Source organism: Streptomyces sp. NPDC047108, from assembly GCF_040643575.1.
GTDB lineage: Bacteria > Actinomycetota > Actinomycetes > Streptomycetales > Streptomycetaceae > Streptomyces.
The window spans coordinates 113,463-126,828 of sequence record NZ_JBEYUP010000009.1; the positions used below are offsets into that span (position 1 = coordinate 113,463).

Here is a 13,366-nt window from a genome sequence, read left to right on the forward strand (position 1 = left end):
AGGTTGCCTGCGGGAGGGAGGCACCCATGGGCGAGCCGAGCCGGCGGACCGTGCGCGATCTGCGGCGCGCCAACCGCGCCCTGCTGCTGCGGCATCTGTACTTCGAAGGCCCTTTGAGCAGACAGGAGTTGGGGCCCGTCACGGGACTCAGCTCCGGCTCCGTCAGCAATGTCGTCGGTGAACTGGTCGCGGACGGGCTGGTCGAGGAGGCCGGATCGGCGGCCTCCGACGGCGGCCGTCCCCGTACCCTCCTGCGCGTCGCGCCCGGCAGTGGCCGCCTCGTGGGTGTGGACGTCGGTGAAACCCGGGTGCGCGTCGGGCTGTTCGACCTGGCGCTGGCCGAAATCGCCTCTGCCGACCTCCCGTTGGCCGGACAGGGCCACGACGTGGAACGCGTCGTCCGGCTCGTCCTCGACGGCCTCGACGCGGTGCTCGACGACGCGGGCCTGATGGGTGCCGCGCCGAACGATGCGGGCCTGAGCGGTGCGGGCCTGATGGGTGCCGCGCCGAACGACACGGGCCTGAGCGGCGCGGGCCTCGACGACGCACCGGTCCTCGGCATCGGTATCGGGGTGCCCGGCATCGTCGACGCCACGGGGCCCGACGGGGCCGTGGTGCACGGCCAGGCGACCGGCTGGGACGGCGTCCCCCTCGAAGCCCTGCTCCGCCGGTCGACGTCGCTGCCGCTGCACATCGACAACGGCGCCAAGACGCTGGGCCGGGCCGAGACGTGGTTCGGCGCCGGCCGCGGCGCCCGCAACGCCGTCATCGCCCTGATCGGCTCGGGCGTCGGCGCGTGCGTGATCGCCGATGGCACGCCGTACCGGGGCGCGTCGAGCAGCGCGGGGGAGTGGGGCCACACCACGCTCCGGGTCGGCGGGCGGCGCTGCCGCTGCGGCGCTCTCGGCTGCCTCGAGGCGTACATCGGCGCGGCGGCCCTGCTGGACCGCTGGCGCGAGGCGGGCGGCGATCCGAGCGGCCCGGACGAGGAGTCGGCCGTCGCCGAGCTGACCGGATGCGCGGACCGGGGCGATCCTGCGGCGGTCGCGGTCCTCGACGAAGCCGCGGAGTACCTGGGCGCGGGCATCGCCGGTCTCGTCAATCTCTTCAACCCCGAGCGGATCGTGCTCGGCGGCTGGGCGGGGCTGATGCTCGGGCCGCGACTGCTGCCCGCCGTACGGACCGCGGCCGCGGCGCACGCACTGCGCCACCCCTGGGCCCAGACCACCATCGAGCTGGGCCGCCTCGGCGCGGACGCGGTGACGGTCGGTGCCGCGACCCTTCCGCTGGGTCGGTTTCTGGACACCGGAGGCGCGCCCACGCGCGTACCGGACCCACGGCCCGTACCGGCTCCCGGGTCTCCGCCCGGCCACGCGCGCCTGCCCGGCCCGGAGAGCCCGGCCGCGCCCGGCCGTGCACGGGTTTCCGCGCACACCTCAGGTCACCCGCCGGCCGCGGCGCCCCGCCCCGCCTGACCGGGCCCCACCGGCGCCCCGCCCCGCTCCGGCAGGCCGCGGGGGCCCCGTACGCGCGGGCCGTAACGGGCCCGGCACGGAACGCCGTGACCCGGCGCGGGCGTTGCCCGGGCCGACCGGTACGGTTCCGGCAGATGCGAGCGTACGAGGCGTACGGGCGAGCAGCGGAGGCAACGGTGGGAAACGGGCCGTGGGCGGTCACGTGCGGGGAGGCGATGCTGCTGCTCCTCGCGGAGCCGGGCATTCCGCTCGACCGTGCGGTGCACTTCCGCCGCTCCGTCGCCGGTGCCGAGTCCAATGTGGCCGCCGGACTCGCCCGGCTCGGCCACCCCACCCGCTGGATCGGCCGGGTCGGCGCCGACCCGGCGGGCGAGGCCGTACTGCGCGAGCTGCGCGCCGACGGTGTCGACGTGACGTTCGCGGAGGTGGACGAGCACGCCCCCACCGGTCTGCTGCTGAGGGACAGCCATCCCGCGCGGGCCATCGACGTGCAGTACTACCGTGCGGGCTCCGCCGCCTCCCGGATGGCGCCCGAGCACCTGCGCCGCGAGGCGCTGGAGGGCGCCGGGCTGGTCCACCTCTCGGGCATCACGCCGATGCTGTCGCCGACCGCGGCGGAGGCGACCGTCCGCCTGATCGAGCTGGCGAGGGCGGCCGGCGTGACCGTCTCGTTCGACCCCAATGTACGGCGCAAGCTCGGCGGCCCCGAGCAGTGGGCCGGCACGGTCGGTCCGCTGCTGCGGGAGGCCGACGTCGTCCTCGCGGGGGAGGAGGAGCTGGAGCTGCTGACGGCCCGGCCCGCCGACGAGGCCGCGGCCGAGCTGCTGGACGCCGGACGCGCCCGTACGATCGTGATCAAGCGCACGGACCACAGCGCGACCGCTGTCACCGGTGGCGCGCGGTGGACCCAGCGGCCCTTCGAGGTGCCGCTCGCGGATCCGGTCGGTGCGGGGGACGCCTTCGCCGCCGGCTACCTGTCCGGCCGCCTGCGCGGGCTGTCCGAGCCGGAGGCGCTGGCCGAAGGGGCCTGTGTCGCCGCGCTCGTCGTCCAGGCTCCGGCGGACACCGACGGTCTGCCGACCGCCGCCGCCCGGGACCGTGCGCTCGCCGCTTTCACCGAGGGCGGCGATTCCGTCCACCGCTGACTCCGACCACAGCACCACCGCTCCCGAGACTCCCCCCCCCCCCACGAGCACCACGCACGACGCACGACGCACAGAGCACCACGTACGACGCACCAGGCACCACCTACGACGTATCGCGTACGACGTACGACTCGACGCGCGCCCGACCGAGAAAGGCGGCCAACTGCCGTGTACCGCTGGGAGATCACCCGTGCCGTTCTGGCACAGCGGGTCTTCGCCATCATCCGTACCGGGAGCTACGACGAGGCCGCTGCCGCGGCCGACACCCTGATCTCCGGGGGGATCAGGGCGCTGGAGATCTCGCTGACCACGCCGTTCGCGCTGGAGGTCGTCACGACCCTCAGCCGGGAGGTCGGGGACGAGGCGCTGATCGGCGCCGGGACGGTGCTCGACGCCCCGTCCGCGCGGATGGCGATCGACGCGGGCGCCCGCTTCCTCGTCTCGCCGTCCCTGGACGCAGACGTGATCCGCACGGCCCACCGCTACGGCGTGCCGATCTTCCCCGGCGTCGCCACGCCGACCGAGATCGTGCGGGCCATGGAGCTCGGCGCGGACGCCATCAAGGTCTTCCCGGCCTCGGACCACGGCCCGCGCTGGATCTCGGACGTACGGGCCGCGCTGCCGCAGGCGCCTCTGCTGCCCACCGGTGGTGTGACGGTCGAGGACGCCCCGGACTGGATCGCGGCGGGAGCCGCGGCGGTCGGCATGGGATCGGCGCTCTCGGAGGGGGACCGTGACTCCGTCGCGAAGCGGGTCGCGGATCTGCTCGCGCGGGTGGCGGAGGCGGCGCCTCCGTCCAGCACCGTCTGACGCGCCCTGCCTGCCGGTGCCCCGCGCTGGGCAAAGCGGTCGGGCGTCCGTCCCTCACCGTCCGGTGCCGTTCCTCACGGCACCGGACGGTGGATGCGTGCGAGCGGGCTCGGTGAGGGGACACATGACCGGATCACCGCGACCGTGGGCAGGCGATGTGCCCGTGGATCACCTGCCCGGTCGCCACGCGCAGAGGTGGTTGCCGTCGTTGGTGTGCCACGTGCCGGCGTGGACGGAATGGAATGACGACGGGACGGTTCCCGGCGGATAGGTGATTTCTCCCCGGAATCTCAAGTCCTCTGCGTCGAGGACCAGATGGCGGGCACAGGTCCAGTTCCGGTCGACCGTCTCCACCAGAATGCTTTCCCGGTCGAGGTATCGGGCATCGATGGGCCACTCGTCGCTCCGGAGAAAGTCTCGGTCGGGTCGGTGCGCGATGACGGCACGACCGGGAAAGGTGTGGACCGATATCCCGTCCGCGTCGCGAGGGATGGTCACGTAGGCGTGACCGTCGGGATGGATGTCCGTGAGAGCGCGCGTGACGTCATCGGTGGCGGACAGGCGCAGCACCCCGTTCTCGTAGGCGCCCCAATAGATGCGGGAACCGTCCTGTCCCTCGCCGACATCCAGGCCCATGTGCACCCCGTCGGGGTGGAGGTGCGTCACCGAGCCCGTGGCTTCGCAGCCCAGCCACTTACGGGCCATGAGCGCTCCGGTGGCGGCGTTGACGACCCACCACTCGTCACCCTCCAGCCACGCGTCCTCGGCATCCTCGTCGTCCTCGGCATCTTCGTCGTGGGGTTCGCAACCCGGTCCGGTTTCGGGAACGGTGGCCCAGACCTGGCTTCCGTCCGCGGAGAACGCACAGGAGCCCGAGTAGGAGTAGCCCGTTCCCCAAGGGGTGTGCTCAACGGACCACAGGGTGGTGCCGTGCTCGTCGAGAAGCCTGATGTGATCCTTCCCTCCGGCGACGACGCGGGTCAGATCGGGACTCACGGCGAAAGACGAAAGGTCCTCTCCGAGGTCGAACGTCCGAAACGGAGTGAACTCCCGGTCGAGCAAGGTGAGTAGGCCCTGCTCTTGTGTGAACCACCCCTGCCCATGGGTAAGTCGACTCGGACCTGGCTGTGCGCATTCGGCTTTCGAAATCAACTCTGCTTTCATGTGGGCATTGTTCACTCGGAGGAGTGGAATTCCGCGTTCCTGCCCCGTGTCGAACCGCCTTGCGGCAAGGGCGGTGGGAACGCCTGCCCGGGGGGTTGGCCGAAGTCCGCTCGTCCGTCCGGCCGACGCGGCGGACGCGCTCGCCCGCCTAAGGTGGCGTCAGCCGACCGGAGGGCGGGACTGCGTATGGACGAGGGCACGACACCGGAGCGGACCGCGATCGTCGATCTCACCGACGAGAAGGGGGCCGCCTTCACCGCCGACCCGTATCCCGTCTACGCCGAACTGCGCGCCCAGGGGCCGGTGCACCGCATCCGTATGCCCGACATGGGCGAGGTGTGGCTGATCGTGGGCCACGAGGAGGCGCGTGAGGCTCTGAGCGACACCCGGTTGAGCAAGGAGTGGCGCACCGCCGGGGAGGTCTGGGACGGCCCCGTCACCGCGCTCAACGCCAACATGCTGGAGGCCGATCCGCCGCACCACACCCGGCTCCGCAAGCTGGTGGCGCGGGAGTTCACACCCCGCCGCGTCGAGGAACTGCGCCCCCGCGTCCAGCAGATCACCGACGAGCTGCTGGACGCGATGCTGGCCGCGCCGGACGGCCGGGCCGACCTGGTCGACGCCCTCGCCTTCCCGCTCCCGATGACCGTGATCTGCGAACTGCTGGGCGTGCCGTCCCTGGACCGCCGGACCTTCCGCGGCTGGTCCAACGAGATCGTCGCCGCCACCAGCAAGGAGAACGAGGCAGCGGCCTTCACCGCGATGCACGACTATCTCGCCGGGCTCATCGAGGACAAGCGGTGCAGCGAGCCGGGTGAGGACCTGCTGAGCGCCCTGATCCGCACGCGGGCGGAGGACGGGGACCGGCTCTCCGCGGACGAACTGCTGGGCATGGCCTTCCTGCTGCTCGTCGCGGGCCATGAGACCACCGTCAACCTCATCGCCAACGGGGTGCACGCCCTCCTCACCCATCAGCCGCAACTGGCCGCCTTGCGCGCGGACTTCTCGTTGATGGACAGCGCGGTGGAGGAGATGCTGCGGTACGAGGGGCCGGTGGAGACCTCGACGTTCCGGTTCACGCGGGAGGCGGCGGACGTCGGCGGCACCGTCATCCCGGCGGGGCAGCCGGTCCTGGTGGGCCTCGCCTCCGCCGACCGCGACCCCGCCCGCTTCCCCGCCGCCGACCGCTTCGACATCCGCCGGTCCGCGTCCGGGGACGGAGGCCGCTCCCATCTGGCGTTCGGGCACGGCATCCACTACTGCCTGGGCGCCCCGCTGGCCCGCCTCGAGGGCCGGACCGCGATCCGTACGCTGCTGGAACGCTGCCCGGATCTCGCTCTGGACACCGGGGATCCCGCGGCGCTGCCCCGGATCCCGGGCCTGCTGATGCGCGGCTTCCGGCGCCTCCCGGTGCGCTGGGTGTGACGCTCTCGCGGGGTGGGCCGACCCGTGCGGCCCACCCGGCTTCCGCCGCCGTACGCCGCCCTGCCCGGTCTCCGTCGCGCCCTGCCCGGCTACCTTCGCCGTCCCCGGTCAACGCTCAGGCGGGGCTCAGGCGTTCGTAGCAGTCGTAGTTGCGCTGGGAGACGATCTTGCCGTCGCGGAACCTGAGGAAGGTCGCGATGTGGGCCCGCAGGACGTGGCCCGCCGGCAGATCGCCCAGAGGGCGGGCGATCGTGCCGGTCCACAGGACCTCGAGCGCCACCTGGTCCCCCGCGGCCACCGCGCCCAGCACCTCGAAGCTCTGCTCGGTGAGGCCCTGCTTGCCGGCCTCGGCGGCCTTGGCGAGCCCGGCCAGATCGCGGACGACCCCGTCGGCGTAGAGCGCGTTGGGCAGCTCGTGGTGGACGGCGTCCTCGTGGAAGAAGGCGGCGAGTTCGTCGCCCGTGGCGAAGTCGGCGACGGCCGCGTGGTAGCGGACGGCCACATCGATGAGCGGATGCTGCTGGATCTCGGTCTGCTGAAGCTCGAACATATACACAACCTTAGTTGCACAACCATGGTTGTCAAATGCAGGATGGTCGCCATGCGAGAGGACGTGGAACCCCGTGAGCTGGACACCGGCACCCTGGCCCTGTTCGTCGGACATGCCGCCGCCGCGGCCGTGCAGGACGAGTTGAGCGCCCGGGGCTTCGGCGACCTGCGGTTCTCCCACGGCTATGTCTTCCAGCACCTGATCGACGGGCAGCCGACCGTCGGCGAACTGGCCGAGCGCCTGGAGATGACCCAGCAGGGCGCCTCCAAGGCCGTCGCCGAACTGGAGCGCCTCGGCTACGTCGAGCGCGTCCCGGACGGCCGCGACGCCCGTGTCCGGCGCGTGGGGCTGACGGCGCGCGGGCGCGACGGGGTCGAGGCGGCGCGCAGCGCACGGGCCGCACTGGACGACCGGTTGGCCGTGCGCTTCGGGGCGCGGAAGCTCGCCGAGCACCGCTCCCTCCTGGCCCGGCTCCTGGACGAACTCGGGGGCACCGCCGCCGTCCGCCGCCGGGACGTCAGACCGCCGCAGTAGGGCACGGGGTCGTGCCGCGCCCGCGTACTCCGAAGGGCGACCGAAGCCCGTCACCCCCGCGGACGGGGCCGTCGTACCGTGGGCCCCATGAGCACCGTCTCCCTGGTCACCGGCGGCAATCGCGGCATCGGGCGGGAGACGGTCCGCCTGCTCGCGCGGCGCGGGCACACGGCCCTGCTGACCTCCCGGTCGCAGGAGGCCGCCGAGGCCGCCGCGGCGGATCTGGACCCGGAGGCCGCTCCGGGCGAGATCGTGCCGCTGCGGCTCGACGTCACGGACGCAGCATCGGTGGAGCGGGCGGCGTCCGTGGTCGCGGACCGCTACGGCCGCCTGGACGTCCTGGTGAACAGCGCCGCCATCACCTACGACACCTGGCAGCGGCCGTCCGGCGCGGACCTCGACGTCGTACGGGAGGCGGCCGAGACCAATCTCTACGGGCCGTGGCGGACCATCCGGACCTTCGCCCCGCTGCTGCGCGCGAGCGCCCACCCGCGCATCGTCAACGTCTCCAGCGAGTCGGGCTCACTGGCGAGCATGGGCGCGGGCACTCCCGCGTACTCCGTCACCAAGGCCGGGCTGAACGCCCTGACCGTGATCATCGCCGCCGAGTTCCGCCGCGACGGGATGCTCGTCAACGCCGTATGCCCCGGCTGGGTCGCCACGGACATGGGCGGGGCCGGAGGGCGGCCGGTGGAGGAGGGGGCGGCGAGCGTGGTGTGGGCGGCGACGCTTCCGGACGACGGGCCGACGGGCGGGTTCTTCCGGGACGGGCGGCCGCTGCCCTGGTGACCGGGCGCGCTCGGGCGGGCCCAGGCCCCGTACAGCGGCGGCTGTGCTGAGGGACCCCGTCGCCGGGCTCTTTGTCCGGACAATCGAACTTCACGACTTCCCGTCATCAGTGCTTGCGGCTAGTCTCGCCTGCGTGGCGAAGCAGCAAGAGGCAGATCCCACCGGGTCTCTCCAGCTCAGCGTGGACCGCAGCAGCCCGGTCCCCCTGTACTTCCAGCTCTCCCAGCAGCTCGAGGCGGCGATCGAGAAGGGCAGACTCGCCCCCGGCAGCCTGCTCGGCAACGAGATCGAGCTCGCGGGCCGCCTCGGCCTGTCCCGGCCCACTGTCCGCCAGGCCATCCAATCGCTGGTCGACAAGGGACTCCTGGTCCGCCGCCGCGGGGTCGGCACGCAGGTCGTGCACAGCCAGGTCAAGCGGCCGCTCGAACTGAGCAGCCTCTACGACGACCTGGAGGCCGCGGGCCAGCGCCCCGCGACCCGTGTCCTGGTGAACACCACGGAGCCCGCCGGTGCCGAGGTCGCGGCGGCCCTCGGCGTCCCGGAGGGATCCGACGTGGTCCTCGTCGAACGGCTGCGCCTCGCGCACGGCGAGCCGATGGCGCATCTGCGCAACCATCTGCCCGCAGGACTGCTCGATCTGAACACCGTGCGGCTCGAGGCCACGGGCCTCTACCGCCTCATGCGCGAGGCGGGCATCACGCTCCACAGCGCCCGCCAGGCGGTCGGGGCGCGCGCCGCCACGGCCGAGGAGGGCGAGCAGTTGGGGGAGCCGGAGGGGGCGCCGGTGCTGACGATGCAGCGGACGACGTTCGACGACACGGGCCGCGCCGTCGAGTTCGGGTCGCACATCTACCGGGCGTCGCGCTACGCCTTCGAGTTCCAGCTCCTCGTCCGCCCCTGAGGACACGCGTCCCTGAGGACACGCGCCGCTGAGGACACGCGTCCCTGAGGACACGCGTCCCTGAGGCCGCACGCCAACGTCCCGCGCCCCGACGCCTCATGCCCCAACGCCCCGCGCCCCAACGGGCGTTCCCGCCCCGTGCCGTGACGACCGGCGCCGCACCGTGCCGTCCGTACGTCCGCCCAGGTGCGGTACCGCGCCACTCCCCGTACCGACCCGTACCGGTGCGCGCGCACCACCCGCGCCCCGCGTCCGCGTAAGAATGTTCGGACAAAGTATTGACGTGGCCAGTCGCCCGCCGTTAGAACTCCTCCAGCCGTAACGATGCGGCCCCAGGAGGGAAGGCGGAGCCACCATGGCGGGCAGACCCAGGATTCGTACGGCGGCGGTCCTCACCGCGGCCATCGCGCTCGCGGTCGCCGGTTGCAGCAGCTCGGGCGGCAAGAAGGCCGAGGACGGGCCCGCGGGCGGCGGCAGCGGCAAGGGCGTGGACACCCCGCGACTGAAGATCGCGATGGTGACGCACTCGGGCGAGGGCGACACGTTCTGGGACATCGTCCAGAGCGGCGCCAAGCAGGCGGCGGCCAAGGACAACGTGGAGTTCCTCTACTCCGCGAACAAGGAGGGCGACGAGCAGGCCCAGCTCGTGCGCACCGCGATCAACAAGAAGGTCGACGGCCTGATCGTCACCCTCGCCAAGCCCGACGCCCTCAAGGACGAGATCGCCCAGGCGGTCAAGGCCGGGATCCCGGTGGTCACCATCAACTCCGGCGGCCAGTTCTCGAAGCAGTACGGCGCCCTCTCGCACATCGGCCAGGACGAGGCCGTCGCCGGTGAGGCGGTCGGCGAGGAGCTGAACAAGCGCGGCAAGAAGAAGGCGCTCTGCGTCATCCACGAGCAGGGCAACGTCTCGCTCGAGGAGCGCTGCGCGGGAGCGAAGAAGACCTTCGACGGCTCGCTGCAGACCCTCAACGTCGAGGGCACCAACATGCCGGCCACCCAGTCCTCGGTCGAGGCCAAGCTCCAGTCCGACAAGGACATCGACGCGATCGTCACCCTCGGCGCGCCCTTCGCCGCGGCCTCCGTCAAGGCCAAGGAGCAGGCGGGCAGCAAGGCCGAGATCGACACCTTCGACCTCAACGCCCAGGTCGTGAAGTCGCTCAAGGCCAAGGAGATCGGCTTCGCGGTCGACCAGCAGCCGTACCTCCAGGGTTACCTCGCGATCGACGAGCTGTGGCTCTACCAGACCAACGCCAACGTCCTCGGCGGCGGGAAGCCGGTCCTCACCGGGCCCGCGGTCGTCACCGGGAAGGACGTCCCGCGGCTGGAGAAGTACACCGCCCGCGGCACCCGATGACGAGGCGGGACACCCCCGTCACCGATACTTGGTCGGCCGTGCCCGGACCCTCCCGGACACGGCCGCACCAGGGCAGACACCAGGCGGAACGGCGCGCGGCGCGCGCCCGGCGCAGTGAGAGAGGCACGTCTTCGTGGCACGGGTTCGGACAGGCACGCGAGCGGTGGGCGTCGTGATGGCGGCAGCACTCGGCGCGACCCTGGCGGGGTGCAGCAGTACGGGCGGCAAGCGCGCCGAGGAGCGCGCGGCGGAGGCCACCACCGGCCGGGCGGCCGTGAACACGCCCCGCTGGACCTTCGCCATGGTCACCCACTCCGGCGACGGCGACACCTTCTGGGACATCGTGCAGAGCGGCGCCGAGCAGGCGGCCGCGAAGGACAACATCAAGTTCCTCTACTCGCACCACAAGGAGGGCCAGCAGCAGGCCCAGCTCGTCCAGAGCGCCATCGACCGCGGTGTGGACGGCCTCATCGTCTCGCTCGCCAAGCCCGACGCGATGAAGGACGTCCTCGCCAAGGCCGCCAGGAAGGGCATACCCGTCGTCACCGTCAACTCCGGCTCCGAGCAGTCCAAGGCGTTCGGCGCGCTCTCGCACGTGGGCCAGGACGAGACCATCGCCGGCGAGGCGGTCGGCGAGGAGCTCAACAAGCGCAAGAAGAAGAAAGCCCTCTGCGTGCTGCACGAGCAGGGCAACGTCGGGCACGAGCAGCGCTGCGACGGAGCCCGCAAGACCTTCGACGGCGAGCTGAAGAACCTCTACGTCGAGGGCACCAACATGCCCGAGGTCCAGTCCTCCGTCGAGGCCAAGCTCCAGACGGACAAGAGCATCGACTCCGTCGTCACGCTCGGCGCGCCCTTCGCCGACACCGCCGTCAAGGCGAAGGAACAGGCGGGCAGCGACGCCGAGATCGACACCTTCGACCTCAACGCCAAGGTCGCCCAGTCCCTGGAGGACGGCGACCTCGGCTTCGCCGTCGACCAGCAGCCCTACCTCCAGGGCTACGAGGCGGTCGACCTCCTCTGGCTCCACCACTACAACGCCGATGTCCTCGGCGGCGGCCGGCCGGTGCTCACCGGCCCGCAGATCATCACCGAGAAGGACGCCGCCGAGCTGCAGGAGTACACGAAGCGGGGAACGCGATGACAGTCCTTGCCAAGACACCCACCACGACCCGGGACGAGCGGCTGCTCGAAACCTCCCTGATACGCCGTCTCATGGGCCGGCCCGAGCTGGGCGCGATCGTCGGCGCCGTCGCCGTCTTCGTCTTCTTCGCCGTCGCGGCCGACAGCATCCTGCAGGCGCAGAGCCTGAGCACGGTCCTCTACGCGTCCTCGACCATCGGCATCATGGCCGTCCCCGTCGCCCTGCTGATGATCGGCGGCGAGTTCGACCTCTCCACCGGCGTCATGGTGACGTCCTCGTCGCTGATCTCGTCGATGTTCAGCTACCAGATGACGGCCAATGTGTGGGCCGGCGTCGCGGTCTCGCTCGTCGTGACCCTGGGCATCGGCTTCTTCAACGGCTTCCTGCTGGTCCGTACGAAGCTGCCGAGCTTCATCATCACGCTCGGCACCTTCCTGATGCTGACCGGTCTCAATCTCGGCTTCACCAAGCTCATCAGCAGCACGGTGTCGACCAAGGCGATCGGCGACATGGAGGGCTTCGAGTCGGCCAAGGCACTGTTCGCCTCCCGCCTGAGCATCGGCGACGTCGACCTCCAGGTCACCATCCTGTGGTGGTTCGCCCTCGTCGCGCTCGCCACCTGGATCCTGCTGCGCACCCGTATCGGCAACTGGATCTTCGCCTCCGGCGGCGGGCCCGACGCGGCGCGTGCCGTCGGTGTCCCCGTGGCGAAGACGAAGATCGGGCTCTACATGGGCGTCGCCTTCTGCGCCTGGATCTCCGGACAGCACCTGTTGTTCAGCTACGACGTCGTCCAGTCCGGCGAGGGCATCGGCAACGAGTTCCTCTACATCATCGCGGCCGTCATCGGCGGCTGTCTGATGACCGGCGGCTACGGATCCGCGATCGGCTCGGCCGTCGGCGCCTTCATCTTCGGCATGACGAGCAAGGGCATCGTCTACGCGGAGTGGAACCCCGACTGGTTCAAGTTCTTCCTCGGAGCGATGCTGCTCCTGGCCACCCTGCTCAACGCATGGGTCCGCAAGCGGGCGGAGGCACGCGCATGACCGCACTGGTCCGGCTCATCGATGTGAGCAAGTTCTACGGCAACATCAAGGCGCTCCAGGACGTCTCCCTCGAAGTGCACGCGGGCGAGATCACCTGCGTCCTCGGCGACAACGGCGCGGGCAAGTCCACCCTGATCAAGATCATCGCGGGGCTGCACCAGCACGACGCCGGCACCTTCACCGTCGACGGCGACGAGACCAGCCTCGGCTCCCCGCGCGAGGCCCTGGACCGCGGCATCGCCACCGTCTACCAGGACCTCGCCGTCGTCCCGCTCATGCCGGTCTGGCGGAACTTCTTCCTCGGCTCCGAGCCCACCCGCGGCAAGGGCCCCTTCCGCCGCCTCGACGTGGAGAAGATGCGCGAGACCACGCGCAGCGAGCTGCTGCGCATGGGCATCGACCTGCGCGACGTCGACCAGCCGATCGGCACGCTGTCCGGCGGCGAGCGCCAGTGCGTGGCCATCGCGCGCGCCGTCTACTTCGGCGCCAAGGTGCTCGTCCTGGACGAGCCGACCGCCGCGCTGGGCGTCAAGCAGTCCGGGGTCGTCCTCAAGTACGTCGCGGCCGCCCGGGACGCCGGTCTCGGCGTGGTGCTGATCACGCACAACCCGCACCACGCGTACCTCGTCGGCGACCGGTTCGTGCTGCTCAAGCGCGGCACCATGTCCGGCAGCTACACCAAGGACGAGATCACCCTCGACGAGCTGACCCGGCAGATGGCGGGAGGGTCGGAGCTGGAGGAGCTGAGCCACGAGCTGAAGCGGGCGCCGGTGCCCGCGCACCTGGAGGCGGCGGCCGAGAAGTCCTGAGCCCGCACGGACCGGTCCCGCGGGCCGCGCGCCCGGCCGCCGCCACCCGCGGCGGCCGGGCCGGGTCGGTCCAGCTCGCGGCGGCCGGGCCCGTACGGCTGGGGCGGCTCGTACGGTGGGGCGGGCCGCACGCGCGGGGCGGCCCGAACGGTCGCGGAGGGCGGTCCGAACGGTCGCGGACGGCTGCCCGTACGGTCGCGGAGGGCGGCCCGAACGG

General features: G+C 71.8%; 13 protein-coding genes. 11 read left to right on the forward strand and 2 right to left on the reverse strand.

Features of this window, described 5'->3' with window-relative positions:
* Positions 1-26 precede the first annotated feature (26 nt).
* From ABZ822_RS19880 to eda, 3 genes are all read left to right on the forward strand, one after another.
* Positions 27-1,475, forward strand: coding sequence for an ROK family protein (locus tag ABZ822_RS19880; RefSeq protein WP_360855392.1), 1,449 nt, complete (start codon positions 27-29; stop codon positions 1,473-1,475).
* Positions 1,476-1,690: 215 nt separating this feature from the next.
* A complete protein-coding gene (locus tag ABZ822_RS19885) occupies positions 1,691-2,620 on the forward strand; it encodes a sugar kinase (RefSeq protein WP_360855730.1) in 930 nt (309 codons plus the stop codon).
* Between the two features lie 168 nt (positions 2,621-2,788).
* Entirely contained in the window at positions 2,789-3,430 is a 642-nt protein-coding gene (gene eda / locus ABZ822_RS19890; RefSeq protein ID WP_360855395.1) for a bifunctional 4-hydroxy-2-oxoglutarate aldolase/2-dehydro-3-deoxy-phosphogluconate aldolase, read from the forward strand.
* 168 nt (positions 3,431-3,598) lie between these two features.
* Here the strand turns inward: eda and ABZ822_RS19895 are convergent, their stop codons facing one another.
* Positions 3,599-4,594 (reverse strand): hypothetical protein, encoded by a 996-nt coding sequence (locus ABZ822_RS19895; protein WP_360855398.1) that lies wholly within the window; start codon positions 4,592-4,594, stop codon positions 3,599-3,601.
* Positions 4,595-4,780: 186 nt separating this feature from the next.
* Between ABZ822_RS19895 and ABZ822_RS19900 the strand changes: the two genes are divergently transcribed.
* On the forward strand, positions 4,781-6,019 hold the full coding sequence (locus ABZ822_RS19900; RefSeq protein WP_360855401.1) for a cytochrome P450: 1,239 nt from the start codon (positions 4,781-4,783) through the stop codon (positions 6,017-6,019).
* Between the two features lie 115 nt (positions 6,020-6,134).
* Here ABZ822_RS19900 and ABZ822_RS19905 read toward each other — a convergent pair whose 3' ends face one another.
* Positions 6,135-6,569 carry a nuclear transport factor 2 family protein gene (locus ABZ822_RS19905; RefSeq protein WP_360855405.1) on the reverse strand — a complete coding sequence of 145 codons (435 nt, stop codon included), beginning with the start codon at positions 6,567-6,569 and terminating at the stop codon, positions 6,135-6,137.
* A gap of 51 nt (positions 6,570-6,620) precedes the next feature.
* On the opposite strand from ABZ822_RS19905, the gene ABZ822_RS19910 reads away from it, so the two are divergent.
* The 7 genes from ABZ822_RS19910 to ABZ822_RS19940 all read left to right on the forward strand — a co-directional run bounded on the left by ABZ822_RS19910 (position 6,621) and on the right by ABZ822_RS19940 (position 13,149).
* Positions 6,621-7,103, forward strand: coding sequence for a MarR family winged helix-turn-helix transcriptional regulator (locus tag ABZ822_RS19910; protein WP_360855408.1), 483 nt, complete (start codon positions 6,621-6,623; stop codon positions 7,101-7,103).
* 87 nt (positions 7,104-7,190) lie between these two features.
* Positions 7,191-7,892 (forward strand): SDR family NAD(P)-dependent oxidoreductase, encoded by a 702-nt coding sequence (locus ABZ822_RS19915; RefSeq protein WP_360855411.1) that lies wholly within the window; start codon positions 7,191-7,193, stop codon positions 7,890-7,892.
* A gap of 181 nt (positions 7,893-8,073) precedes the next feature.
* Complete coding sequence (locus tag ABZ822_RS19920; RefSeq protein ID WP_360855733.1) at positions 8,074-8,793, forward strand: GntR family transcriptional regulator; 720 nt, start codon at positions 8,074-8,076, stop codon at positions 8,791-8,793.
* A 355-nt stretch (positions 8,794-9,148) separates the two neighbouring features.
* The gene (locus tag ABZ822_RS19925) at positions 9,149-10,150 is read left to right on the forward strand and encodes a sugar ABC transporter substrate-binding protein (protein WP_360855414.1); all 1,002 of its coding nucleotides are present in this window, start codon (positions 9,149-9,151) and stop codon (positions 10,148-10,150) included.
* 133 nt (positions 10,151-10,283) lie between these two features.
* Complete coding sequence (locus tag ABZ822_RS19930) at positions 10,284-11,294, forward strand: sugar ABC transporter substrate-binding protein (protein ID WP_360855416.1); 1,011 nt, start codon at positions 10,284-10,286, stop codon at positions 11,292-11,294.
* The gene (locus tag ABZ822_RS19935; RefSeq protein ID WP_360855419.1) at positions 11,291-12,340 is read left to right on the forward strand and encodes an ABC transporter permease; all 1,050 of its coding nucleotides are present in this window, start codon (positions 11,291-11,293) and stop codon (positions 12,338-12,340) included. The genes ABZ822_RS19930 and ABZ822_RS19935 overlap by 4 nt, the downstream gene beginning before the upstream one ends.
* The gene (locus ABZ822_RS19940; protein WP_360855422.1) at positions 12,337-13,149 is read left to right on the forward strand and encodes an ATP-binding cassette domain-containing protein; all 813 of its coding nucleotides are present in this window, start codon (positions 12,337-12,339) and stop codon (positions 13,147-13,149) included. The genes ABZ822_RS19935 and ABZ822_RS19940 overlap by 4 nt, the downstream gene beginning before the upstream one ends.
* Positions 13,150-13,366: the final 217 nt, after the last annotated feature.

What these genes read in the sequence shown, in the direction of transcription:
- ABZ822_RS19910 (WP_360855408.1), top strand. Translation starts at nt 6,621, where the DNA reads ATGCGAGAGGACGTGGAACCCCGTGAGCTGGACACCGGCACCCTGGCC.
- ABZ822_RS19940 (WP_360855422.1), top strand. Translation starts at nt 12,337, where the DNA reads ATGACCGCACTGGTCCGGCTCATCGATGTGAGCAAGTTCTACGGCAAC.
- ABZ822_RS19925 (WP_360855414.1), top strand. Translation starts at nt 9,149, where the DNA reads ATGGCGGGCAGACCCAGGATTCGTACGGCGGCGGTCCTCACCGCGGCC.
- ABZ822_RS19885 (WP_360855730.1), top strand. Translation starts at nt 1,691, where the DNA reads ATGCTGCTGCTCCTCGCGGAGCCGGGCATTCCGCTCGACCGTGCGGTG.
- ABZ822_RS19915 (WP_360855411.1), top strand. Translation starts at nt 7,191, where the DNA reads ATGAGCACCGTCTCCCTGGTCACCGGCGGCAATCGCGGCATCGGGCGG.
- ABZ822_RS19900 (WP_360855401.1), top strand. Translation starts at nt 4,781, where the DNA reads ATGGACGAGGGCACGACACCGGAGCGGACCGCGATCGTCGATCTCACC.
- ABZ822_RS19895 (WP_360855398.1), bottom strand. Translation starts at nt 4,594, where the DNA reads ATGAAAGCAGAGTTGATTTCGAAAGCCGAATGCGCACAGCCAGGTCCG.
- ABZ822_RS19935 (WP_360855419.1), top strand. Translation starts at nt 11,291, where the DNA reads ATGACAGTCCTTGCCAAGACACCCACCACGACCCGGGACGAGCGGCTG.
- ABZ822_RS19905 (WP_360855405.1), bottom strand. Translation starts at nt 6,569, where the DNA reads ATGTTCGAGCTTCAGCAGACCGAGATCCAGCAGCATCCGCTCATCGAT.
- ABZ822_RS19880 (WP_360855392.1), top strand. Translation starts at nt 27, where the DNA reads ATGGGCGAGCCGAGCCGGCGGACCGTGCGCGATCTGCGGCGCGCCAAC.